Raw genomic sequence first — 23,268 nt, 5'->3', positions numbered from 1 at the left:
GTCCCTCGATGAGTACGCACGATGTCCCCCGTCACGCGCACGGCTGCCGGCCTGGCGTCGCTCACCGTCGCCGCCGCCCTGCTGGCCGGCTGCACCTCGACCGCCCCGGCGGCGCAGGGACCCGGCGACGGCGGCCCGATCACCGTGAACGCCACCGACACCGCCTGCGAGGTGTCGACCCCGCAGGCCCCGGCCGGCAACGTCACCTTCCGGATCACCAACGCCGGCAGCAAGGTCACTGAGTTCTACCTCTACGCCACCGGCGACCGGATCATGGGCGAGGTCGAGAACATCGGCCCCGGCCTGTCCCGCGACCTGATCGTCGAGGTCCCCGACGGCGGCACCTACACCACCGCGTGCAAGCCCGGTATGTCCGGCGACGGCATCCGCGCCCCGTTCACCGTCACCGGGTCCGCACAGCGCGCCACCGACACCAACGCCGAGCTCGCCGCCGCCACCGCCGGCTACCTGCGCTACGTGTCCTCCCAGTCCGACGCGCTGGTCACCAAGACCTCCGAGTTCGCCGCCGCCGTGTCGGCCCGCGACGTCGCGAAGGCCAAGACCCTGTTCCCGGTCGCCCGCACCTACTACGAGCGGATCGAGCCGATCGCCGAGTCCTTCGGCGACCTCGACCCGAAGCTGGACGGCCGTGAGGACGACGAGCGCGACCCCGGCGTCGCCTGGACCGGGTTCCACCGGCTCGAGAAGGACCTCTGGGTCGACGGCCTGAAGGCCGACTCCCCGCAGATCGCCGCGACCCTGGTCACCGACACCAAGGACCTGCAGGGCCGCATCCCCGGTCTGAAGCTCACCCCGGCCGAGCTCGCCAACGGCGCCAAGAGCCTGCTCGACGAGGTCGCCACCGGCAAGATCACCGGTGAGGAGGACCGCTACTCCCACACCGACCTGTGGGACTTCCAGGCCAACGTGGAGGGTTCGCAGGCCGCCGTCGCCGCGCTGCGCCCGGTGATCGACCAGAAGGACCCTGCGCTGGGCCCGCTGCTCGACCAGCGCTTCGAAGCCGTCGACACGCTGCTGCAGGGCTACCGCGTCGGCGACGGCTACAAGCTCTACACCCAGCTGACGCCCGAGGACACGAAGAAGATGGCCGCGGCCGTCGACGCGCTGGCCGAGCCGGTCAGCAAGGTCGCGGGCACCGTCACCGCATGAGCCCGCTGCACGTCTCCCGGCGGGGACTGTTCGGCCTGACCGGCGCCGGAGTGGCCCTGGCCGGGGCGGGCGTCGCCGCCGGGTACGGCCTGTCCGGGAACGGCGCCGCGGCGGGCGACGGGACCGTCGCCTTCCGCGGCGCCCACCAGGCCGGGATCGTGACCCCCGCCCAGGACCGGCTGCACTTCGTGGCCCTGGACCTCACCACCACCGACCGGGACGCGGTGCGCGACCTGCTGGCCCGATGGACGGCGTCGGCCGAGCGGATGACGGCCGGACGGGAGACCGCCGAGGGCGGCGCGCTGCCCGGCAACCGCTACACCGCCCCGGCCGACACCGGCGAGGCGCTCGGGCTGCCGCCGTCGTCGCTGACGCTGACCTTCGGCGTCGGCTCCGGGTTCTTCGACAGGCTCGGCATCACCGACCGGCGCCCGGCCGGGCTCGCCGCGCTGCCGCGGTTCCAGCGCGACCAGCTCGACACGGCCCGCTCCGGCGGTGACCTCTGCATCCAGGCCTGCGCCGACGACCCGCAGGTCGCCGTGCACGCGGTGCGCAACCTGGTCCGCGAGGGCTTCGGCGTCACCGAGGTGCGCTGGTCGCAGCTGGGGTTCGGACGGACGTCGTCGACGTCCACCGGGCAGGCCACGCCGCGCAACCTGTTCGGCTTCAAGGACGGCACCAACAACCTCAAGGCCGAGGAACCGGACCTGCTGGACCGTCACGTGTGGGTCGGCGACGAGGGCCCGGAGTGGCTGCGCGGCGGCTCCTACCTGGTGGCGCGTCGGATCCGGATGCACATCGAGGTGTGGGACCGCTCCAACCTCGACGACCAGCAGCGCACCATCGGACGGGACAAGGGCGAGGGCGCGCCGCTGACCGGGACGGCCGAGTTCGACACCGCCGACCTCGCCGCGACCGACGCCTCCGGGCCGGTCATCCCGGACGACGCGCACATCCGGCTCGCCTCCGAACAGGAGAACGGCGGGGCGCGGATCCTGCGGCGCGGCTACAACTTCGTCGACGGCTCCGACGGGCACGGGCACCTCGACGCCGGCCTGTTCTTCATCGCGTTCGTGCGCGACCCGCAGCGCCAGTACGTGCCGATGCAGCGCAGGCTGGCCCGCTCCGACGCGCTCAGCGAGTACCTGGAGCACAGCGGCTCGGCGCTGTTCGCGGTCCCGCCCGGCCTCGCCGAGGGCGACGACCACTGGGGCCGCGCGCTGCTCGCCTGACCCTGCGACGCCGGGGCCGGCCCCGTTAGGGGGCGGGCGGTGCGGGGGCGGCGGTGCGCTGCGCGTAGTCCGCGGCGGCGGCCCACACGTCGCCGGCGTACTCGCGGGAGGCGTTGTAGGCGAGCACCCCGCGCCACCAGTCCCCCGCCTCGGCGACGTCGCGCCCGTTCGCGCACAGGTAGCCGGCCGCGGCGAGCGCGGCGTCGTCGACCTGTTGGGGGTCGGCGACGCCGTCGTCGTTGCCGTCCGCGCCGTAGCGCGCCCAGGTCCCGGGCAGGAACTGCATCGGCCCGACCGCGCGGTCCAGCACCGGGTCGCCGTCGAGGCGGCCGCCGTCGGTGTCGGCGACCCGGCGGGTGCCATTGGTGCCGTCGAGCGGGATGCCGATGATCGGCGGGTCGACGCGGCCGTCCGGGCCGGGCTCGGCGCCGCGGAAGGTGGCGTGCCCGGACTCGATCCGGCCGACCCCGGCCAGCGTCGCCCAGCTCAACCGGCAGGCCGGGGTGCGCTCGCGCTGGCGCAGCTCGGCGTTCGCGTAGGCCTGCAGGGTCCGTTCGGGGATGTCCGCCTCGGCCGCGGTGGCCCTGGCCCATGCGACGACGTCGGTGTCCGCGGGCAGCGGCGCGGACGCGGGCGGGGCGGACTGCCGGTCGACCGGGGTCCGGGGCAGCGACGGCCCGAAGTCCGGGCCGGTCGCCAGCGAGACGACCACGATCAGGGCCACGATGCCGCCGATGGCCACGAGGAGCGACTGAGTGCGCACGCTCACACGTTACCGACGGGTATCACCCGATCGGGGATTGGGTCATGGGCCTGCCCAGTAGCGACGCCAGTCCTGCGCGGTCAGCGTGTGCGGATCGAGCCCGTCCGCGGCGGCGGCCTTCTCCGCCGACCGCACCCGTGCCTCGAACTCGCGGGCGGCCGTGCGCAGCGCGGCCTCGGGGTCGCCGCCGCCGAGCTGCGCGGCCGCGGCCAGCCGGAACAGTGCCGCACCGGCGTCGTCGCCGGCGGGCAGCAGGTCCACGGGCAGCCCGGCCTTCGCCGTGCGGGAGGTCAGCTTCGCGGCGAGCGCGACGGCCGGCTGGACCGTCGCGACGCCGTCGACACTGGACTCGCGCTGCTTCTCGGCGCGCTTGAGCTCGTCCCAGCGGCGGTCCTGGTCGGCGGCCGTGGCGACCTGCTCCCCCGCGGCGAACACGTGCGGGTGGCGACCGACGAGCTTGTCGACCAGCCCGGTCGCGACCTCGTCGATCCCGAACGGGGCGTCGGGGTGCTCGGTGGCGACGCGGGCGTGGAACAGCACTTGCAGCAGGACGTCGCCGAGCTCCTCGCGCAGCTCGGTGCGGTCACCGTCCTCGATGGACTGGTACAGCTCGTAGCACTCCTCGACGAGGTAGCGCAGCAGCGACGTGTGGGTCTGCTCGGCGTCCCACGGGCAGCCGCCGGGTGAGCGGAGCCGGTCCATCACCGCGACGGCGTCCAGCACCGCGTGCCCGGTCGGCGGCGGTACCGCGCAGGGGTGCGCGGCGGCGGGGTGGCCCGCCGGTACGAGCAGCACCGTGCCGTCGGCGAGCTCGGCGGGGTCGGTGCCGGTCCAGTCGACGGCCCCGGCGGCGGCACCGGCGTCGAGACCGGGCACGGCGAGCACCTCGGTCGCGGAGCGCAGCACCGACAGCGCCGCGGCCGGGAGTGCGGCCCCGCGACGGGGACAGACGACGATCGTCGCGGCCATCAGGGGGCGGGCGGGGTCGGGTTGCCGGCGGCGACCGGGAACACCACGGAGGCGTCCTCGGCGGTCGGCACGGCGAGCATCTGGATCGGGTCCCACACGCCGTAGCGGGGGTTGAGCTGCACCCCGGTGCGCAGCGCGGTGGGGGTGAGCATCCGGATCCCGGCCTCGGACAGCGACCGCTGGTCCAACTGGCCGACCGCATTGCCCGGGGCAGGGGCGCCGAGGTCGCGCTCGGTCACCCGGACCACGACCCAGCCCTGGCCGCTGCCCAGCGGGAACGCCGCGACCCAGCCGGCCGGGATGCCGATCAGCGGGGTGAGCGCGGCCTGCGGGGTCTCGGCCGGGCGGATCGCGAGCCCGCGCTGGGTGGTGCCGGCACCGGCCAGCGCCGCCTCGGCCCGCTGCCCACCGGCGGCGACCTCGCGGGCCAGCGTCGTGGCCTGGGCCCGGTCCTGGGCGACCGCGACGTCCGCGGTCACCGACAGCCGCGGCAGCTCACGCCGGGCGAGCTCGGTCAGGGTCAGCTCGTCCCGGGTCGCGGCCTGCACACCGCCGACCGCCAGCGACGACTCCTGCACCGCCTGCTCGCCGCCCTGCCGGGCGATCGCCGCGGTGACCTGCTGGTCGGTCACGGTGACACCCTGCTCCGGGGCAGTCAGGCCGATCAGGTCGCGGATCACCAGCTGGGACACCACGGCCCGGCCGATGTCGGCCTGGGAGCCGCCCTGGGCCTTCAGACCGTCGACCAGCCCGGGCCGGGTGAGCACGGAGGTGATCGCGGGCTGCACGGTGGCGAGCGGGATCGACCTCTCGCCGACGATCGCGGCGGAGTCGACCCGGCTCGGCCCGGCACCGCAGCCGGCCCCGGTGACAGCGACGGCCCCGACGATCAGCAGGGCGGCGGTGATCCTGCGAGTGCGCACGGCGGTCAGCCTCTCACGCGATGTGGTGCCGATCTCCCCCACCCGGCCGACCCGGCAGCGCGGGCCGGGCCACCGACGGCCGCCCGGCGAGGTCCGGCGGCCGCGCGGGCGGGTGCTCGGCGAGCCGGGCCATGGCGATCTCGATCGCCCGGTCCAGCTGCGGGTCCCGTCCGGCCGCCCGGTCCTGCGGGGTCACGACCACCTCCACGTCGGGGTCCACCCCGTGGTTCTCCATCGTCCAGCCGACGTCGTCGAACCAGGTGGCGTAGCGGGGCTGGGTGACCAGGGTGCCGTCGACGAGCCGGTAGCGGCTGTCGATGCCGATCACCCCGCCCCAGGTGCGGGTCCCGACGACCGGGCCGACCCCGAGCCGCTTGATCGCGGCGGTGACGATGTCGCCGTCGGAGCCGGAGCGCTCGTCGGCCAGGGTCACCACCGGGCCGCGCGGCGCCTGCTCGGGGTAGGTCGCGGGTGCGCCGTGCCGGGGCAGGTCCCACCCGATGACGCGGCGGGCGAGCTTCTCCACCACCAGCTGCGAGGTGTGTCCGCCGCGGTTGCCGCGCACGTCGAGCAGGAGGCCGTCCTTCGCGGTCTCGCGGGCGAGGTCGCGGTGCAGCTGGGCCCAGCCGTAACCCATCATGTCCGGCACGTGCAGGTAGCCCAGCCGCCCCGCGGACCGCTCGGCGACCTCGGCGCGCAGCCGGGCCACCCGGTCCTGGTAGCGCAGCTCGTCCTCGGAGTGCAGCGGGCGCACCGCCACGCGGCGGACGGTGCCCGCGTCGGGCCGGTCGGGTCCGGAGCGGACGGTGAGCTCCACCGTGCTCCCGGCCGTCGCGACGAGCAGCGGCGCGGGCCCCCAGTGCGGGTCGAGCGGGCGCCCGTTCACCTCCAGCAGCACGTCACCGGCCCGCACGTCGACGCCGGGCCCGGACAGCGGGCTGCGTGCGGCGGGCGCGGAGGTCTCCGGCGGCAGGACACGCCGGACCCGCCATCCCGGGCCGCCGTCGGGTTCCGGCCCGAGGTCGGCGCCGAGCAGCCCGGGCCGCCCGGTCGGGTCGCCGCCCGCGCGGCCGCCGATGACGTAGGCGTGCGAGGTGCCGAGCTCGCCGTGCAGCTCCCACAGCACGTCGAGCAGGTCGTCGTGGCTCCCGACCCGGTCGACCAGCGGCCGGTACCGGGCGGTCTCGGCGGCCCAGTCGACCCCGGCCATGTCCTCGACCCAGAAGTGGTCGCGCATCAGGCGGGCGGTCTCGTCGAACATCTGCCGCCACTGGGCGACCGGGTCGACGGTGACCACGAGCCGACGGGTGTCGATCGTGAACTCGTCGCCGCCGGCGTCGTCCTCCGGGGCGGCGGACCCGCCGCGGTCGGCGCGCAGCAGCCGGACCGTGCCCCGGTCCCGGACGACGAGCCGGGTGCCGTCACCGCTCACCGCGAACGACGACGCCGGGTCGGCGACGACGGTGACCGCGCGCCGGGCCAGGTCGAACCGCTCCAGCACGGCGCGGTCGGGCTCGGCGTCGTCGTCGGGGAGGCTGTCGCCGAGCACGCCGGTGCCGCTGGGCAGCCGCAGCCACACCAGGCCGCCCCGGACCGCGGCGAGCCGGGTGTAGCGGGCGGCCTCGACCGGTACACCGACGACCCGGTCGGCCAGCCCGTCGACGTCGACCAGGACCTCCGGCGGCCCCTCGTCGGCGTCCCGCCCGGACCCGCGACGGCCGCCGCGCGCACCTCCCCGGGCCGGTGCCCCGGCCCCGGTCGCCGCGGCCACCGCGCGGCGCGCGCCGTCGGCGGCCCCGTCGACCGCCCCCTCGACCGCCCCGTCGACCGCGGCACCGACCGCGGCATCGCCGGGCGGCTCGGGCTCGTCGCCGGGCTCCGGCGGGGCCGGGGGTGTCGGTGGGGTGGCGGGTTGGTCGTCCGGGCCCTCGTCGGCCGGGTCCACCGGGCGGCCGTCCGGCCCCGCCCCGAACGGCGACGGCGTCCGCGCGGCCAGGGGCACCAGGAACGGCTTCCATCCGGTGCCGAAGGTCAGGTCGAAGGAGTGCTCGTCGTAGCTGGGGTCGAACACCCGCCGGGACAGGAACGCCAGGTGCCTGCCGTCGGCGGTGAAGACCGGGTCGCTGTCGTGGAAGCGGGCCGGGGTGACCTCGGCGTGCTCGCCGTCGGCGACCCGGGTGAGCACGATCCGCGAGAGCCCCTCGGGCGTCGGGTCGCACCAGGCCAGCCAGGCGGAGTCCGGGGACCAGGACACGTCCGACGGCTCGCCCGCGGTGCCGCGGTGCAGCTCGCGCAGCTCCCCCGCCGGCCGGGCCGGGGCGGCCTCGTCGACCACGCCGTCGTCGGGTCGCTCGTCGGGGCCGGACACCGGGTCCGGCACGGGTTCGGCGCCGGTGTGCAGCACCAGCAGCCTGCCGTCGTGCGTGGTGAGCGCGACGGCGGAACCGTCCGGCGCCGGGGCCAGCTCCAGCACCCGGCCGAGCCTGCCCGCGGCGTACCGCGCCCGCTCCGGGGCGGCCGGGGCGTGCGCGTCGAGCGGGGCCACGACCACGGCGTCCTCGCCGGTCGCGTCGTCCACCCACACGGCGCGGTCCGTGCCGAGCGGGTGCGCGAGCCGGGCGCGCACGCCGGGCTCGGCGAGCAGTGCGCGGGCGGGGCCGTCGCGGTGGGTGAGCCGGTGCACGGTGCCGAGCACCGACACGATGCTCGCCCGTCCGGTGCGGTCCGGCCGGACCGGGCCCAGGTCGGCGGGCAGCGACGCGCGGAAGGGCTCGCGGGCGCGCCGCGGCCCGCCGGGCCGGACGTCGATCCGGCGCGGCTGCGAGGCGGCGGACAGGTCGTCGAGCAGGAAGATCTCCCCTGCCGACTCGTAGACCACCCGGCGCCCGTCGGTGCTCGCGTGCCGGACGTAGAAGTCGGTGCCGCCCCCGGAGCCGTGGTCGGTGTGCCGGCGCAGGTCGGTGCCGGGGTCGGCGAGCGGGACGGAGTAGACGTTCCCCCAGCCCTCGTGGTCGGAGACGAACGCCAGCCGCGGGCCCGACCCGTCGTCGACGATCATGGGGCACTCCAGTTGCCCGGCCAGACCGGCGAGGACCCGGGTGAACTCCCCGGTCCCGGTGGCGTCGAGCCAGAGCCGGCCCGCGCGCCCGCCGCGGTAGCGCTTCCAGTGGGCCGCGTCCCGCCCGCCCTCGACCTGGGTGAGCACGGCGGGGCCGCCGGGCTGGTGGGCGAGCGCGGAGAGCGTGCCGTGCGGCAGCAGCTCCGGTGTGCCGCCGGTCGCCGGGACCGCGTACGCCCACAGCCGGGAGGTCGCGTCCCCGTGCGCCGACAACGCGACCACCGCCCCGTCGGGGGTCCAGCCCGCCGCGCGGGTCGTCGCCTCGCCCCACCAGGTGAGCCGGGTGGGCGTGCCGCCCTCGGCGTCGACCCGGTACACCTCGGGCGCACCGTCTCGCCGGGACCCGAAGGCGATCGACCCGCCGTCGGGTGAGAAGCGCGGCGCGGTGACCGGCACCCCGTCCGCGGTCAGGCGGTGGGCCCGCCCGCCCGCGACCGGAGCCGTCCACAGATCGTCCTCCGCGACCAGGACGAGTGTGTCACCCGACAGGTGGGGATGGCGCAGGAAGCTCACACGGCGACGTTAGCCGCACGCACCGACGTTCCGGACCCGCCCGTGGCGGGGTCCCCGGTGCAGACGCAGCGCAGCGGGGCGAACCCGTTGAAGCCGACCGAGGAGTAGCTGGTGGTGTAGGCGCCGGTGTGCAGCAGCCGGACCACGTCACCGGCGCACAGGTCGTCGGGGAGCAGGTAGGGATGCCTGCGGTAGAGCACGTCGGCGCTGTCGCAGGTCGGTCCGGCCAGGACGACCGGCGAGCGGGGACCGTCGTCGTGTGCGGTGCGGATCGGGTAGCGGACCAGCTCGCCCTCGGTCTCGGCGAGCCCGCCGAAGCGGCCGATGTCGAGGTAGACCCAGCGCGGACCGGCGTCGCCGTCCCGGTCGGACACGAGCACGACCTCGCTGTAGAGCGTCCCCGCGCCGGCGACGAGGCCCCGGCCCGGCTCGATCATCAGCTCCGGCCGGTCGTCGCCGAACTCCGCGGCGACCGCGTCCCGGATCGCGACGCCGTAGTCCGCCAGGGGGAGGACGTGCGCGTCGTAGTGCGCGGGGAAGCCGCCACCGAGGTTGAGCAGGTACGGCCGCAGACCACGGGCGCGGACCCTGCGGAACACCTCCGCGGCGTCGGCGATCCCGGCGCGCCACGCTCCCGGGTCGAGCTGCTGGGAGCCGACGTGGAACGACACACCCGCCGCGCGCAGCCCGGCCGCGTCGGCGTCGAGCAGCAGCGACGCGGCCGCGGCGGGCGAGCACCCGAACTTGCGGTCCAGCGGGAAGCAGGAGCCCGCGCCGCTGCAGGCGACCCGGACGAACACCTCGGCTCCCGGCGCGCACCGGGCGATCTTCGCCAGCTCGGCGGCCGAGTCGACGGCGAACCGGCGCACGCCGCTGCGGTGCGCGAACGCGATGTCGCGTTCCTTCTTGACGGTGCTGCCGTAGGAGATGTCCGCGGGCCGGGCACCGGCCGCCAGGCACAGTTCCAGCTCCGGCCGACTGGCGACGTCGAATCGTGCGCCGAGACCGACCAGGAATGCGACGAGCCGCGGGTCAGGATTCGCCTTGACCGCATAGAACAGGTCCACACCGGGGAGGGCGTCACCGAATTCGGCATACCGTTCTCGGACGGTGTCCATGTCCAACACCAGGCACGGAGTGCAGAAATCGGCGGAATCGGTGGAGTCTGGCCGGCGATCGGACATCGGACACACCTCTTTCCCAGAAACGGGGAGCCCACGACGGAAACGGCCTTCTCACGCGCCGTTGACCTGATCGTAAAACAGTGTGGATCGCGTCCGCGAAGTGCTGTGGATCACCGGAAAAAATGGGAACCCACGTCGCGCGATTGATCCCGACAACTCCGACGACCGGTTCGCCGGAGTCCGTCCCGTTACGTCCCGGAAACAGCACGGACGCCGACACCCGAAGTTCCCCGGCGGTACACCGGGTGTTCATCAGGATCGCGTCAGGACCGCGTCAGGAGGAGGCCGAGCTGTGCACCGGGGTGGAGGTCGGCACGATCTGCAGCAGCAGCTCCGCGCACCAGCCGAGCAGCTCGACGTCGCGCAGCGCCGCCCCGCCGATCCGGTTGCCCTGCATCGGCTTGGGCACCGTGACGATCTGCGCGGCCGCCTTGTACTGCGCCTTCGGGTAGAGCCGGCGCAGCCGCAGCTGGGCGGAGTCGGGCAGCTGCATCGGCCCGATCCGCAGCTGGGTGCCCGCCGAGGCGACCTCACGGATGCCGAGGCGCCGGCACAGCTGGCGGAACCGGGCGACCTCCAGCAGGTTCCGCACCGGGGTCGGTGGCTCGCCGTAGCGGTCGGTCAGCTCCTCGACGATCGCGGTGAGCGCGGCGTCGTCGGGCGCTTCGGCGATCTTGCGGTAGACCTCCAGACGCAGCCGCTCGCCGTCGACGTAGTCGTGCGGGACGTGTGCGTCGACCGGCAGGTCGACCCGGACCTCCTGCAGCTCCTCCGGCTCGGCCCCGATCTCCCCGCCCGCCTGCTTGCGGAACGCGGCGACGGCCTCCCCGACCAGGCGGATGTAGAGGTCGAATCCGACGCCGGCGATGTGGCCGGACTGTTCGGCGCCCAGGATGTTGCCCGCTCCGCGGATCTCCAGGTCCTTCATCGCGACGGCCGCGCCGGAGCCCAGCTCGGAGTGCTGGGCGATGGTGGCGAGCCGGTCGTGCGCGGTCTCGGTGAGCGGGTGGTCGGCCGGGTAGAGGAAGTAGGCGTAGCCACGGTCGCGGCCACGCCCGACCCGGCCGCGCAGCTGGTGGAGCTGGGACAGCCCCAGGGTGTCGGAGCGCTCGACGATCAGGGTGTTGGCGTTGGAGATGTCCAGGCCGTTCTCGACGATCGTGGTGCAGATCAGCACGTCGAACTCGCGGTGCCAGAACGCGCTGACGGTCCGCTCCAGCAGGTCCTCGTTCATCTGCCCGTGCGCGACGGCGACCCGGGCCTCGGGGACGAGGTCCTGGATCTTCTTGGCCGCGCGGTCGATCGAGCTGACCCGGTTGTGGACGTAGAACACCTGGCCGTCGCGCAGCAGCTCGCGGCGCACGGCGGCGGCGACCTGCTTGTCGTCGTAGGCACCGACGTAGGTCAGGGTCGGGTGCCGCTCCTCCGGCGGGGTGGTGATCGCCGACATCTCGCGGATGCCGGCCAGGCTCATCTCCAGGGTCCGCGGGATCGGTGTCGCGGACAGGGTCAGCACGTCGACGTGCGCGCGCAGCGCGGTGATGTGCTCCTTGTGCTCGACACCGAAGCGCTGCTCCTCGTCGACGATCACGAGGCCGAGGTCCTTCCAGCGGATGCCGGTCTGGAGCAGCCGGTGCGTGCCCACGACGACGTCGACCTGCCCGTCGGCGAGCTTCTCGATCGTCTCCCGCGCCTCGGCCGGGTCGGTGAACCGCGACAGCCCGCGCACGGTCACCGGGAACTGACGCATCCGCTCGGAGAACGTCGACAGGTGCTGGGTGGCGAGCAGCGTCGTCGGGACGAGCACGGCGACCTGCTTGCCGTCCTGCACCGCCTTGAACGCCGCCCGCACCGCGATCTCGGTCTTGCCGAACCCTACGTCGCCGGAGATGACGCGGTCCATCGGGACCGGACGCTCCATGTCCCGCTTGACCTCGTCGATCGCCGACAGCTGGTCGGGGGTCTCGGTGTAGGGGAAAGCGTCCTCGAGCTCGCGCTGCCACGGGGTGTCCGCGCCGAACGCGTGCCCCGGCGAGGCCTGGCGGGCCGCGTAGAGCTGCACCAGACCGGCCGCGATGTCCTTGACCGCCTTGCGGGCGCGGCTCTTGGTCTTGGCCCAGTCCCCGCCGCCGAGCTTGTTGACCGCGGGCTGCTCGCCGCCCACGTAGCGGCTGATCTCGTCGAGGGCGTCGGTCGGCACGAACAGCCGGTCGGCGGGCTGGCCGCGCTTGGAGCTGGCGTACTCCAGCACCAGGTACTCGCGGGTGGCGCCCTGGACGGTGCGTTCCTTCATCTCGACGAAGCGCCCGATGCCGTGCTGGTTGTGGACGACGAAGTCGCCGGGCTGCAGCACCGCCAGGTCGACGGCGTTGCGCTTGCGCGGGGTGGTCCGGCGCGGCGCGGTGTCGAGCCCGGCGCGACTGCCGGTCAGGTCGGGTTCGGAGACGACGACCAGCCCCACCTCCGGCGCGGTGAACCCGTTCAGCACCCGCCCGCAGGTGACGGTGACGATCCCCTTCTCCGGGGCGTCGGCCAGCACCGGGACGGCCGCGGCGGGGACCTCCGCCTCGCGCAGCTGCTCCAGCGAGCGGTCCGCGGTGCCCTGTCCGGCCAGCACGAGCACCGCGGCACCGCCGGTGGCGACGTGGGCGCGCAGGTCGGTCAGCGCGCGGTCGGTGTCGCCCCGGTAGGGCTCGATCTCGTGCACGCCCGCCACGACGACGTCGTCGGCACCCGACAGCAACGGCGACAGCGACACCACGGGGCGGCCGGTCGCCGTCGCGTGCTCCAGCGTGACGCGCAGGTCGCGGTAGGCCGACCCGGAGACGTCGATCGGGGCCTCGCCCCCGGAGCCGGACGCCAGCCAGGACGCCTCCAGGAACTCCTGCCCGGTGCGCACGAGGTCGGCGCAGCGGGTCCGGATGCGCTCGGGGTCGGCGAGCAGCACCCGCGTCCCGTCCGGCAGCAGGTCGGTGAGCGTCTGCATCTCCCCGCCGACCAGCGCCGGGATCAGCGACTCCATGCCCTCCCCGGGGATGCCCTCGGACAGCTTCTCCAGCAGCTCGCGCAGCGGGTTGCGGTTGAGCCCGGCGGTCTCGGGCTGTTCGAGGGCCAGCTCGGCGGCCCGCTCGCGCACCGGGGTGGTGAGCAACAGCTCGCGACACGGCGGGACGTCGATCCGGGTGACCTCGCCGACCGAACGCTGGTCGGCGACGGAGAACGACCGCACCTCGGAGACCTCGTCGCCCCAGAACTCGACGCGCACCGGATGCTCGGCGGTCGGCGGGAAGATGTCGAGGATGCCGCCGCGCACGGCGAACTCGCCACGGGTGGTCACCATCTCGGCGCGGTTGTAGGCCAGCTCGACCAGCCGCACGAGGAGCTGCTCGAAGTCGTGCTCCTCGCCGACGGCCAGCGAGACCGGGTCGAGCGTGCCCAGCCCGGGCGCGACGGGCTGGATCAGGCTGCGCGCCGCGGTCACGACCACCCGCGGGGCGGTCTCGGCCGAGGCGAGCCGGCGGAAGATCGTCAGCCGGCGGGCGACGGTGTCCGGGCGCGGGGACAGCTTCTCGTGCGGCAGCGTCTCCCAGCTCGGCAGCACGACGACGGGTGCGCCCGCGCAGTCGTGCACGGTGTCGGCGGCGGCGCCCGGCGCCTCGCCGTGGCCGAGCAGGTCCGACACCGCGGCCGCGAGGTCCTCGGCCTCCCGGTCGGTGGCGGTCACGGCGAGCACCGTGGAGGTCTCGGCGAGCCCGGCGGCGAGCAGGGGGCGAACCGCGGAGGGCCCCTCGACCTGCACGGCAGGGGTCTCACCGGCGCGGGTGTCCGCGGCGCGGGCGGCATCGACGGCGGCACGGAGACCGGCGTCGGACAGGGCGGAGGTGAGCAGACCGGACAGGATGGCCACGACGGCGCTGGCTCCTCGGTGGAGGTGGGCTGGCGGTGCGCGCGGCGGCGGGGGCCGACCGCGGGCAGGGCAGACCCCTGCCCGGGTCGCGGTAGGGCTCCCGACCCGGTCGGGGTGCCGACCCTCGACTTTACGCCTGGCCCGCGCGGCCGCCGACCGCACCGTCGGTGTGCCACGGCACGCTGGCGCGGGCCCGCCTCACGGACCGCCCGCCGCCGGTCCCGGGGTGCCCACCGTGCCGCGGACCACGGCCGCGACGGCCGCCTCCGCACGCTCGGCGACCGTGCCGCCGCCGACCGCGGCGCCGGCGAGAAAGCCGTCGACGTCGAGGGCGCCGTAGCCGTGGGCGGTCGTGACCACCCGCTCCATCAGCGACACCGCCGCGGCCGGGTCGGCGAGCTCCAGGGCCGGGGCGAGCAGGACGTCCCCGATCCGCCGTCCCACGGCCGCGAGGTCGCGGTCGCCCAGTGCCCGCAGCTCGGCGCCGTAGACGAGGTCCAGCCCGACCCGGCGCCCGGTGAGGAACCCGGCGTAGGCCCCGCCGGCGGCGGCGAGTCGCGATACCGGGTCGTCCCCGGCCCGCGCGGCCGCGGTCTCCATCTGCTCCGCCAGCTCGCCGGCCGCCGCGGTCACCACCGCGGCCAGCAGCCGGTCGCGGTCGGCGAAGTGCCGGTACGGCGCGGCCGTGCTCACCCCCAGCCTGCGGGCCAGCACCGCGACCGAGAACCCGCGCACGCCCACCTCGGCCAGCAGGTCGACGCCGGCACGCACGAGTGCGCCCGGCAGGTCGCCGTGATGGAACCTCGCCCGCCGAGCCATGCGCCCTCCTTGCTGTGATCGGGCTATCACATTAGCGTGTAAGTGGGTTATCACTTCGAGTCGGGAGACACCGTGGACACGCAGGAAACCATCACCGGCAGGGTCGTCGCCGTCACCGGCGCGAGCGGGGGCATCGGCGCGGCGACCGCGGTCGAGCTCGGGGCCCGCGGGGCGCGCCTGATCCTGGGGGCGCGTCGGGCGGACCGGCTGGAGGCCGTGACCGACCGGGTGCGCGCCGCGGGCGGGACGGCGGTCACCGTGCCGATGGACGTACGCGACCGGGCCGACCACACCGCGCTGGTCGACCGCGCACGGGCCGAGTTCGGCAGGCTCGACGTGCTGGTGGCGAACGCGGGGGTGGGCCGGGTCCGTCCGCTCGACGAGCTCCCGGTCGAGGAGTGGGACGAGATGATCGACGTCAACCTGCGCGGCGTCCTGTACGGGCTCGCCGCGGCGCTGCCGGTCTTCCGCGCCCAGGAGGCGGGCCACCTCGTCGTGGTCGCCTCCACGTCCGGCCTGCGGGTCGTCCCCGGTCAGGTCGTCTACGCCGCGACGAAGAACGCCGTCCGGACCCTCTGCGAGGGGCTGCGCCAGGAGGCGGGACCCGCGCTGCGGGTCACCGAGGTCTCGCCGGGGTTCGTCGCGACCGACTTCGTCGAGGGCATCGGCGACGAGCGGTTGCGCGCGGACTACCGGGCACAGCGCGACGAGATCGCCCTCGACCCGGCCGCGATCGCCCGCGCGGTGGTCTTCGCGCTCGAACAGCCCGCCGGGGTCGACGTCAACCAGCTCGTCGTCCGGCCGACGGCCCAGGGGTGAGCCCGGCTCAGATCAGCCCGTCGCGCTCCAGGGTCGCCTCGTAGAGGTCGAGCATCCGCTCGTCGTCGCCCTCGGCGGCGGCGGCCGCGTCGGCGTAGGCCTTCTCGAAGCGCTCCTGGTTGGCCCGCCAGGTGCGACGGAAGGTGTCGGCGTCGCGCCGCCAGTAGCCGAGCACGCCGTAGGCGCCGGGCGGCAGGCCGCGCTCGTGGCGCAGGTGCTTGCGGGCAGCCCGGGTCGCGGACGCCTCACCGCCGACGTAGACGTAGCCGGGCCCCTCCGGCAGCACGAGCCCGGCGACGATCTCCGCCAGCCGGCTGCCGGTCTCGCTCGCGGGCTCGCGACGCACCCGGGCCCGCGCGGGGAAGTCGGCCGGCACCTCGTCGATCTCCAGGACGACCTCGGTGTCGATGCCCTCGGGGGTCTCGGTGACGATCCGGGCGAGCGCCGGGAGGGCCGCCGCGTCGCCGACGAGGATCTGCCAGCCGACCCCGGCCGGGCGCTTGAACCAGCTGTTCGTGTGCGAGACCTCGATCTCGTCGCCGACGCGGGCCCGCCGCGCCCAGCCCGCGCCGACCCCGCCGGGGTGGCAGACCAGGTCGATGGACACCCGGGTGCGGCAGGGGCTGACCTCGCGCAGGGTGTACCAGCGACCGTGGTCGTCGCGGCCGCCGTCGGGCAGCGGGAAGTGGAAGACGCAGGCCTCGTCGGGGACGCCGGGCAGGTCGAGACCGGCCAACGCCTCCCCCTCCAGCCGGGCCCGGACGAAGACGTCCGAGACCCGCTGCAGGCCCACCACACGGACCGCCGCGCGGTCCTCGGTCACGACCGACATCGCCACCTCCCCATAGGTGAGGCTCACCTAATCACGGAGAGGAGGGCGGCATCAACCGGACCTTTCGGTCACGGTGTCGCAGAGTCCCTTCTACTACGTTGCATAGTGGACAACCACCCGATCGTGTCCGCTAGCGTCAGCAGGTGTCAGACGGGTGTCGAACCCGAGTCAGCACGGAGGAGCAAGCGGTGATCACGGTCTACCTGAACCGCCGGATCGACGACGACGCGCGCCGCGAGTCCCTGTTCCGGGGCGACTTCCATCTCTACACCGGGATCGGTGGCGCGAACGCCCTCGCCGACCACGCCAAGGACCTCATCGGTCAGGCCTTCGAGGGCATGGACCCGGAGCGCGCCCAGTACGAGATGGACGTCGACGAGTTCATCCGCCGCGTCGAGCCGCTCAAGCACGAGTTCACCAACGGTGAGAAGACCAAGTCGCTCTGCCAGCAGTTCGCCGTCGACTTCGGTGTCGACCCCGAGCGGACCTACTTCGACATCCCGCGGCTGCGCGTCATCCCGGCCGACCAGTTCCTCACCGCCGGCGTGTCCTACAACTACAAGGCGCACCGCGACATGTGGTACGGCCACCCGCAGCAGCTCGTGAACTACTGGACCCCGGTGTACGACGTCGTCGGCGAGAACGTCATGAGCATGTACACCGACTACTTCGACCGCCCGGTGAAGAACGGCTCGAACCAGTACGACTACGACGAGTGGGTCGCCAAGCACCGCACCGCGGCCGCCGGTGAGAAGACCACCGACACCCGTCCGCACCCCCTCCCGCTGGAGGACTTCGAGTCCCGCGGCGAGATCCGGATCGCCGCGCAGTCCGGTGACGTCTTCATGTTCTCCTCGAACCACCTGCACGCGTCGGCGCCGAACACCTCCGACGTCACCCGGTTCTCCTACGACCTGCGCACGATCAACCTCGACGACGTGCGCGCCGGCCGCGGACCGAAGAACGTCGACTCCGGCGCGACCGGCACCACGCTGGGCGACTTCCTGCGGGTCTCCGACCTGGCCCCGCTGAAGGTCGAGGAGTTCGAGGACGCGCTCACGAACGCCTGACCCCGCCCGTCCGACGGCCCGGTGCCCCGCGTGGGTGCCGGGCCGTCGTGCTCTCGACGGCCGGACCGGGTCTGGCTACCGTCGGCCCGATGAGCGGTGAGCTGCGGCCGGTGGACGCCCGCGTCCGGGCCCTGGAGTCGATCCTGGTCGAGAAGGGCTACGTCGACCCGGCCGCGCTCGACGAGATCATCGAGACCTACCAGCACCGGGTGGGCCCGCGGAACGGCGCGCACGTCGTCGCCCGGGCGTGGACCGACCCGGACTTCGCGGCCCGGCTCGCCGAGGACGCGACCGCTGCGGTCGCCGAACTCGGCTACGGCGGCCGGGGCGGCGAGCACCTCGCGGCGGTGTTCAACGCACCGGGCGAGCACCACCTCGTCGTCTGCACGCTGTGCTCCTGCTACCCGTGGCCGGTCCTCGGTCTGCCGCCGGTCTGGTACAAGTCGCCGGCCTACCGGTCGCGGGCGGTGCTGGACCCGCGCGGGGTGCTCGCCGACTTCGGGACCACCCTCGGCGACGACGTCGCGATCCGGGTCCACGACTCCACCTCCGAGCTGCGCTACCTGGTCGTCCCGCAGCGCCCGGCCGGGACCGACGGCTGGTCGGTCGACGAGCTCGCCGCGATCGTCTCCCGGGACGCCATGATCGGAACCCGGCTGGTGTCGGCGTGAACGGCGCGCACGACCTCGGCGGCGCGATGGGCTTCGGGCCCGTCGAGCCCGAGCCGGAGGACGTCCGGTTCCACGCCGGCTGGGAACCGCTGGTGCTGGCGCTGACCCTCGCCGCGGCCCGCCCGGGCTGCTGGTCGATCGACGAGTCCCGGCACGCCCGCGAGTCGCTCCCCCCGCCGGTCTACCTGACGCTGACCTACTACGAGATCTGGCTCGCGGCGACCGAGAAGCTGCTGGTCACCCACGGCCTGGTCGGTGCCGACGAGCTCGAGGCCGGCCGCCCGCTGCGCCCGCGGGCCGACGCGCCCGCCGCACTGGACGCCGGGTCCGTCGCCCGGGTGCTGGCGACCGGCGCCCCCACCGAACGCGACGCCGCCGGCACGCCGCGGTTCGCCCCCGGCGACCGGGTGCGGGCCCGGGTGATGCACCCGCGCGGGCACACCCGGCTCCCCCGCTACGTCCGCGGCCGCAGCGGGACCGTCGAGGCGCACCGCGGGACCCACGTGCTGCCCGACGCCCGCGCGCACGGCCTCGGCGAGTGCCCGGAGCCGCTCTACACCGTGGTGTTCACCGGTCCCGAGCTGTGGGGCCCGGACGCCGACCCCACCACGACCGTCTCCGTCGACGCCTGGGAGTCCTACCTTGAGCCCGTCTGACGGCCCGGTCTTCGACGAGCCCTGGCAGGCGAACGCGTTCGCGCTGGCCGTGGCCCTGCAGGACACCGGAACGCTGGACCGGCAGGAGTTCGCCGAGACCCTGGGGGCCGAGCTGGACACCGGCCTGGACTACTGGGACGCCTGGCTCGCCGCGCTGGAGCACCTGCTCGACGGGCTCGGCGTCGCCGACCGCGACACGGTCGACGAGCGGACCGGCGCCTGGCTGCGCGCCGCCGTCGCGACCCCGCACGGCGCGCCGGTCACGCTCGACGCCGACCCGCTGGGCCCCTAGACGAGCGCCCACACCAGCGCGGCCGCGGCGAACCCGACGACGGACAGGATCGTCTCCAGCACCGTCCAGGTCATCAGGGTCTGCTTCACCGTCATGTTGAAGTACTTGGCGACGATCCAGAACCCACCGTCGTTGACGTGGCTGGCGATGATCGACCCGGCCGACACGGCGACGACGATCAGCGCGAGCTGCGGCTGGCTGTAGCCGCCCGCGGCGACGGTCGGGCCGATGATGCCCGCCGTCGTCACGATGGCGACGGTCGCCGAGCCCTGGGCGATCCGCAGCGCCGCACTGATCAGGTACGCCGAGGCGATCACCGGCAGCCCGATCGCGGTCATCGAGCCGGCCAGTGCGTCGCCGACGCCGGTGGTCTGCAGGACCTTGCCGAAGAACGCCCCCGCTCCGACGACGAGCAGGATCATCCCGACCGGGCGCAGCGACTCGCCGGAGATGCGGCCGAGCTCGGCCATCGACGTCCCGCGCCGGATGCCGAGCAGGTACAGCGCGAGCAGCACCGACAGCGTCAGCGCGATGGCCGGGGTGCCGAGCAGCACGAGCACGTCACGGAGCACCGTGCCCTCGGGCAGCGCCACCCCCGCGACGGTCGCGGCGAGGATGAGCACCAGCGGGACCGCGATGATCGAGGAGATGAGCGCTACCGACGGGGGCGCGGTCACCGCGACCGCGGTACCGGCGGGACCGGACGGGCCGGCGGCCGGACCGCTCCCGCCGGGCAGGTCCTCGGGCACGTCGACCTGGACCCGCCGCCCGATGAACGAGCCCCACCAGACGCCGCCGGCCAGCCATGCGGGGATGCCGCAGAGCAGGCCCATCGCGATCACCCAGCCCATGCCGACGCCGAGCAGCCCGCCCGCGGTGACCGGCCCGGGGTGCGGCGGCAGGAACGCGTGGGTCATCGACAGGCCCGCGAGCATGGGCATCGCGTAGAGCACCAGCGAGCGACCGCCACGGCGCGCGGCCACGTAGACCAGCGGCGCGAGCACGAAGATGCCGATGTCGAAGAACACCGGGATGCCGAGCACGAGCCCGGTGATGCCCATCGCGAGCGGCGCGCCCTTCGGCCCGAACAGCCGGAGCAGCCGCTCGGTCAGGGCGTCCGCCCCACCGGAGCGTTCCATGATCGCGCCGAGCACGGTGCCCAGGCCGATGATCGGGGCGATGTGGCCGAGGATCCCGGCGAACCCCTTCTCGAACAGCGAGTCCGACGCCTTGATCGGGGTGCCGACGAGCTCGGTGACCGACACGCCCGCGACCAGGGCGACCAGCACGCCGGTCACGATCAGCGCGATGAACGGCTCCAGGCGCAGCCGCATGATCAGCACCAGGAGCAGCGCGACGCTGACGGCGGCGAGGGTGAACAGGCCGGCCGTGTCGTTCTGCAGCCAGTTCAGGAAGGCCATCGGTGTCCTCCGGTGAGATGGGTGCCCGGTGCTGTCCGGCCGTCGGCCCGGCGGCGCAGCGCGCGGCCGGCCAGCGCGTCGGTGCGCTCCCCGCCGTCGATCGCGAAGGCCCCGTTGACCAGCACGTACGGGATGCCTGCCGCCTGCTGGGCCGGCTCGGCGAAGGTGGCGGTGTCGGTGACGGTGTCCGGGTCGAACACCACCAGGTCGGCGGCCAGGCCCGGCCGGACGCGGCCGCGGTCGGCGAGGCGCAGCCGGTCGGCGGCGCGTCCGGTGAGGTGGTGGACGCACTCCTCCAGGGAGAACAGCCCCAGCTCGCGGCAGTAGTGGCCGAGGTAGCGGGGGAAGGTCCCCCAGGCCCGCGGGTGCGGCTTCGCGCCGACGAGCAGGCCGTCGCTGCCGCCGGTGTGCCGCGGGTGGCGCATGATCGCGCGGACGTTCTCCTCGTGTCCGACGTGCTGCAGGATCCCGGTCCCGAAGTCGTCGCGGAGCAGGACGTCCACGCAGGTGTCGAAGGGGTCCCGTCCGGCAGCGGCCGCGATGTCGGCGATCGTCCGCCCGACCAGCCCGGCGAGCTCGGGGTTCGTGACCCCGCTGATCTCGATCGTCTCCCACTCCGCGACGACGCCGTGGCAGCCGTCGGAGCCGTGGACCTCCAGGTCCTCCCGGATCCGGGCGAGCGCCGCCGGGTCGCGCAGCCGCTCACGGGCCGCGTCGACACCACCGGACTGGCACCAGCTGGGCAGGATCGCCGACAACGTCGTCGCGCCGGGCAGGTAGGGGTAGGTGTCGAGGGTGATGTCGACGCCGCGGGCGACGGCGGCGTCGAGCAGCGCGATCAGCTCCCCGGCCCGGCCCTTGTTGGGGCCGAAGTTGAGCGTGGCGTGGGCCAGGTGCAGCGCGCACCCGGACCGCTCGGCGACGTCGACCATCTCGGCGTAGGCCTCCAGCGCGCCCGCGCCGTAGCTGCGGTGGTGCGGGGAGAAGAAGCCGCCCAGCTCCCCCACCGCTGCGCACAGGGCGGCGAGCTCGGCGCCGTCGGCGTACATACCGGGGGTGTAGGTGAGCCCGGCCGAGAGACCGACCGCGCCCTGGGCCATGCCGGTGCGGACGACGTCGGCCATCCGGGCGATCTCCGCCTGCGTGGCGGGCCGGTCGTCCCAGCCGCAGACCAGCGCACGGACCGTGCCGTGCGGGACCAGGTAGGCGGCGTTGCCGGCGATGCCCTCGTCGAGCCGGTCCAGGTACTCGGCGACGGTGCGCCAGGTGAGGAAGTCCGCGCCGGGATCGCCGTTCCAGCCGGCGATCGCGCGGCGCAGCACGGGCAGCACGGCGTCGTCGACGGGGGCGTAGGACAGCCCGTCCTGGCCGAGGACCTCGGTGGTCACGCCCTGCGAGACCTTCGCGAGGTGCGCGGGCTCGGTGAGCAGGCGCAGGTCGGAGTGGGCGTGCATGTCGACGAACCCGGGGGCGACGACCAGTCCGGCCACGTCGACGACCCGGTCGGCCCGCCCGGCCCGCCCGGCCGCGTCCGGTCCGACGGCGGCGATCCGGTCACCCTCGACGAGCACGTCCGCGGTGTACCGGGGCCCACCCGTCCCGTCGACGACGGTGCCGCCGCGCAGCAGTGTGCCCATCAGAAGAACGTCCGGACGAGCTCGACGACCTGCGGGTCGGGATCCGCACCGTCCAGCACCGGGATCCAGCGCCACTTGTCGAACGCGGTGCACGGGTGCGAGAGTCCGAGCCGGACGACCTGCCCGATCCGGACCGGCTCCTCGGTGCGCAGGAACGCGTGCTGGTCGTTGACGGCGGTGACGGTGCCGGTCAGCGGCCGCGACGGCGCCCCGAGGTCGTCGGCGATGCGTTGCGGCTCGGGCAGCCCCTCGTCGAACGGGACGTCGCGCTTGCCCGCGTCGAGCAGCGCCAGGCCGGGCTCGGGGGTGGACACCACCCGGGCGGTCACGTGCATCGCCGAGCGGAACGGGCGCTGCTCGTCGTCGCGGGCCAGCGGGGAGATGCCGCGGTAGAAGCCGTCGTCGTGGACGAGGTAGGCGCCCGAGCGCAGCACGACGCGGGTGCGCGCGTCGGCGAGCCCGGCCAGCGCGGCGACGACCTGGTCGAAGTAGGCACTGCCGCCCGCGGTGACCACGACCTCGTCGGTCCCGTAGGACGGGGTGAGCCGCCGGTGCAGCGTGGCGAGGTCCTCGAGGTAGGCGCGGACGGTCGCCAGCGACTCCGCGGACGGGTCGTGCGCGAGTGCCCCCTCGTAGCCGCCGACCCCGGCCAGCACCAGCGCCGGGCTCGCGACGACGGCCGCGGCGACCCGCTCGGCCTCGTCGAGGGTCCGCGCACCGGTCCGCCCGCCAGGGGCCCCCAGCTCGACGGCGACCGCGAGCGGCCGTGCCGGTGATCCCGCCGCGGCGGTCATCGCGGCGACGGCGTCGACCGAGTCGACCCAGCTGAGGACCTCCAGGTCCGGGTCGGCGTCACGGGCTGCGGCCACGGCGCGCACCCCGGCCGGGTCGACGAGCGCGTTCGCCAGCAGCACCCGTCGCACGCCGGCGTCGATCGCGATCCGCGCCTGCCACGGCGTGGCGACGGTGATCCCCCAGGCGCCGTGGCGCAGCTGCAGGTCCCACAGGGCCGGGGCCATCGTCGTCTTGCCGTGCGGGGCGAGGTCGACGCCGTGCGCGGCACACCAGCCGGCCATCCGCTCGGCGTTGGCGTGCAGGGCCGCCCGGTCGAGGGTGAGGACGGGTGTCGCCAGGTCCGACAGCCGCGGCCCACCGGCGAGCCACTCGTCGACGGTGCCGGGCAGCGGCGGGACGGACTTGGCGTACGGTCCGGGCCGTTCGGCGCCGAGCGACGCGTACCGGAGCATCCCGTTCTCCCCCCTACGAGCAGGA

General features: G+C 74.8%; 18 protein-coding genes. 7 read left to right on the top strand and 11 right to left on the bottom strand.

Annotated features, from left to right (window positions below):
* Nucleotides 1-21: 21 nt before the first annotated feature.
* On the top strand, nt 22-1,170 hold the full coding sequence (efeO, locus tag Ae717Ps2_RS02420; RefSeq protein ID WP_075308311.1) for an iron uptake system protein EfeO: 1,149 nt from the start codon (nt 22-24) through the stop codon (nt 1,168-1,170).
* Nucleotides 1,167-2,402 carry an iron uptake transporter deferrochelatase/peroxidase subunit gene (efeB, locus tag Ae717Ps2_RS02415; RefSeq protein ID WP_075308313.1) on the top strand — a complete coding sequence of 412 codons (1,236 nt, stop codon included), beginning with the start codon at nt 1,167-1,169 and terminating at the stop codon, nt 2,400-2,402. The genes efeO and efeB overlap by 4 nt, the downstream gene beginning before the upstream one ends.
* A gap of 25 nt (nt 2,403-2,427) precedes the next feature.
* Here efeB and Ae717Ps2_RS02410 read toward each other — a convergent pair whose 3' ends face one another.
* The 7 genes from Ae717Ps2_RS02410 to Ae717Ps2_RS02380 form a co-directional block, all read right to left on the bottom strand.
* Nucleotides 2,428-3,165: a lytic transglycosylase domain-containing protein gene (locus tag Ae717Ps2_RS02410; protein ID WP_233147418.1), complete on the bottom strand. Its 738-nt coding sequence runs from the start codon at nt 3,163-3,165 to the stop codon at nt 2,428-2,430.
* A gap of 42 nt (nt 3,166-3,207) precedes the next feature.
* On the bottom strand, nt 3,208-4,134 hold the full coding sequence (locus Ae717Ps2_RS02405) for a MazG family protein (protein ID WP_075308317.1): 927 nt from the start codon (nt 4,132-4,134) through the stop codon (nt 3,208-3,210).
* Nucleotides 4,134-5,057, bottom strand: coding sequence for a SurA N-terminal domain-containing protein (locus Ae717Ps2_RS02400; protein WP_158071447.1), 924 nt, complete (start codon nt 5,055-5,057; stop codon nt 4,134-4,136). Before Ae717Ps2_RS02400 ends, Ae717Ps2_RS02405 begins: the two co-directional genes overlap by 1 nt.
* Nucleotides 5,058-5,070: 13 nt before the next feature.
* On the bottom strand, nt 5,071-8,688 hold the full coding sequence (locus Ae717Ps2_RS02395; RefSeq protein WP_075332981.1) for a S41 family peptidase: 3,618 nt from the start codon (nt 8,686-8,688) through the stop codon (nt 5,071-5,073).
* Entirely contained in the window at nt 8,685-9,872 is a 1,188-nt protein-coding gene (locus Ae717Ps2_RS02390; RefSeq protein WP_083702243.1) for a type III PLP-dependent enzyme, read from the bottom strand. Before Ae717Ps2_RS02390 ends, Ae717Ps2_RS02395 begins: the two co-directional genes overlap by 4 nt.
* A 274-nt stretch (nt 9,873-10,146) precedes the next feature.
* On the bottom strand, nt 10,147-13,770 hold the full coding sequence (mfd, locus tag Ae717Ps2_RS02385) for a transcription-repair coupling factor (RefSeq protein WP_075334145.1): 3,624 nt from the start codon (nt 13,768-13,770) through the stop codon (nt 10,147-10,149).
* A 207-nt stretch (nt 13,771-13,977) separates the two neighbouring features.
* Entirely contained in the window at nt 13,978-14,598 is a 621-nt protein-coding gene (locus tag Ae717Ps2_RS02380; protein ID WP_075308323.1) for a TetR/AcrR family transcriptional regulator, read from the bottom strand.
* A gap of 72 nt (nt 14,599-14,670) precedes the next feature.
* Here Ae717Ps2_RS02380 and Ae717Ps2_RS02375 point away from each other — a divergent pair, with 72 nt between their 5' ends.
* Nucleotides 14,671-15,417 carry an SDR family oxidoreductase gene (locus Ae717Ps2_RS02375; protein WP_233147416.1) on the top strand — a complete coding sequence of 249 codons (747 nt, stop codon included), beginning with the start codon at nt 14,671-14,673 and terminating at the stop codon, nt 15,415-15,417.
* 7 nt (nt 15,418-15,424) lie between these two features.
* Here the strand turns inward: Ae717Ps2_RS02375 and Ae717Ps2_RS02370 are convergent, their stop codons facing one another.
* Nucleotides 15,425-16,249, bottom strand: a complete 825-nt coding sequence (locus Ae717Ps2_RS02370) for a siderophore-interacting protein (RefSeq protein ID WP_075329741.1) — start codon at nt 16,247-16,249, stop codon at nt 15,425-15,427.
* Nucleotides 16,250-16,437: 188 nt separating this feature from the next.
* On the opposite strand from Ae717Ps2_RS02370, the gene Ae717Ps2_RS02365 reads away from it, so the two are divergent.
* From Ae717Ps2_RS02365 to Ae717Ps2_RS02350, 4 genes are all read left to right on the top strand, one after another.
* On the top strand, nt 16,438-17,319 hold the full coding sequence (locus tag Ae717Ps2_RS02365) for a hypothetical protein (RefSeq protein WP_020623847.1): 882 nt from the start codon (nt 16,438-16,440) through the stop codon (nt 17,317-17,319).
* A gap of 89 nt (nt 17,320-17,408) precedes the next feature.
* A complete protein-coding gene (gene nthA / locus Ae717Ps2_RS02360) occupies nt 17,409-17,990 on the top strand; it encodes a nitrile hydratase subunit alpha (RefSeq protein WP_075332979.1) in 582 nt (193 codons plus the stop codon).
* On the top strand, nt 17,987-18,646 hold the full coding sequence (nthB, locus tag Ae717Ps2_RS02355; protein ID WP_075332978.1) for a nitrile hydratase subunit beta: 660 nt from the start codon (nt 17,987-17,989) through the stop codon (nt 18,644-18,646). Before nthA ends, nthB begins: the two co-directional genes overlap by 4 nt.
* Nucleotides 18,633-18,938 (top strand): nitrile hydratase accessory protein, encoded by a 306-nt coding sequence (locus Ae717Ps2_RS02350; protein ID WP_075308331.1) that lies wholly within the window; start codon nt 18,633-18,635, stop codon nt 18,936-18,938. The genes nthB and Ae717Ps2_RS02350 overlap by 14 nt, the downstream gene beginning before the upstream one ends.
* Here Ae717Ps2_RS02350 and Ae717Ps2_RS02345 read toward each other — a convergent pair.
* The 3 genes from Ae717Ps2_RS02345 to Ae717Ps2_RS02335 are packed head-to-tail and all read right to left on the bottom strand — an operon-like array spanning nt 18,935 to nt 23,243.
* On the bottom strand, nt 18,935-20,359 hold the full coding sequence (locus Ae717Ps2_RS02345) for a GntP family permease (protein WP_075332977.1): 1,425 nt from the start codon (nt 20,357-20,359) through the stop codon (nt 18,935-18,937). The genes Ae717Ps2_RS02350 and Ae717Ps2_RS02345 overlap by 4 nt on opposite strands.
* Nucleotides 20,347-21,996 (bottom strand): amidohydrolase family protein, encoded by a 1,650-nt coding sequence (locus tag Ae717Ps2_RS02340; protein ID WP_075332976.1) that lies wholly within the window; start codon nt 21,994-21,996, stop codon nt 20,347-20,349. Before Ae717Ps2_RS02340 ends, Ae717Ps2_RS02345 begins: the two co-directional genes overlap by 13 nt.
* On the bottom strand, nt 21,996-23,243 hold the full coding sequence (locus Ae717Ps2_RS02335; RefSeq protein WP_075308337.1) for an alanine racemase: 1,248 nt from the start codon (nt 23,241-23,243) through the stop codon (nt 21,996-21,998). The genes Ae717Ps2_RS02340 and Ae717Ps2_RS02335 overlap by 1 nt, the downstream gene beginning before the upstream one ends.
* Nucleotides 23,244-23,268: the final 25 nt, after the last annotated feature.

Source organism: Pseudonocardia sp. Ae717_Ps2 (assembly GCF_001932475.1).
GTDB lineage: Bacteria > Actinomycetota > Actinomycetes > Mycobacteriales > Pseudonocardiaceae > Pseudonocardia.
Note: the sequence above shows the minus strand (reverse complement) of the source record. Positions and strands in the feature narration are given on the sequence as shown.

Excerpts from the sequence above, each read along its gene's own strand:
- efeO (WP_075308311.1), top strand. The coding sequence starts at position 22 with ATGTCCCCCGTCACGCGCACGGCTGCCGGCCTGGCGTCGCTCACCGTC.
- Ae717Ps2_RS02340 (WP_075332976.1), bottom strand. The coding sequence starts at position 21,996 with ATGGGCACACTGCTGCGCGGCGGCACCGTCGTCGACGGGACGGGTGGG.
- Ae717Ps2_RS02335 (WP_075308337.1), bottom strand. The coding sequence starts at position 23,243 with ATGCTCCGGTACGCGTCGCTCGGCGCCGAACGGCCCGGACCGTACGCC.
- Ae717Ps2_RS02345 (WP_075332977.1), bottom strand. The coding sequence starts at position 20,359 with ATGGCCTTCCTGAACTGGCTGCAGAACGACACGGCCGGCCTGTTCACC.
- Ae717Ps2_RS02405 (WP_075308317.1), bottom strand. The coding sequence starts at position 4,134 with ATGGCCGCGACGATCGTCGTCTGTCCCCGTCGCGGGGCCGCACTCCCG.
- nthA (WP_075332979.1), top strand. The coding sequence starts at position 17,409 with ATGAGCGGTGAGCTGCGGCCGGTGGACGCCCGCGTCCGGGCCCTGGAG.
- Ae717Ps2_RS02380 (WP_075308323.1), bottom strand. The coding sequence starts at position 14,598 with ATGGCTCGGCGGGCGAGGTTCCATCACGGCGACCTGCCGGGCGCACTC.
- Ae717Ps2_RS02370 (WP_075329741.1), bottom strand. The coding sequence starts at position 16,249 with ATGTCGGTCGTGACCGAGGACCGCGCGGCGGTCCGTGTGGTGGGCCTG.
- Ae717Ps2_RS02390 (WP_083702243.1), bottom strand. The coding sequence starts at position 9,872 with ATGTCCGATCGCCGGCCAGACTCCACCGATTCCGCCGATTTCTGCACT.
- efeB (WP_075308313.1), top strand. The coding sequence starts at position 1,167 with ATGAGCCCGCTGCACGTCTCCCGGCGGGGACTGTTCGGCCTGACCGGC.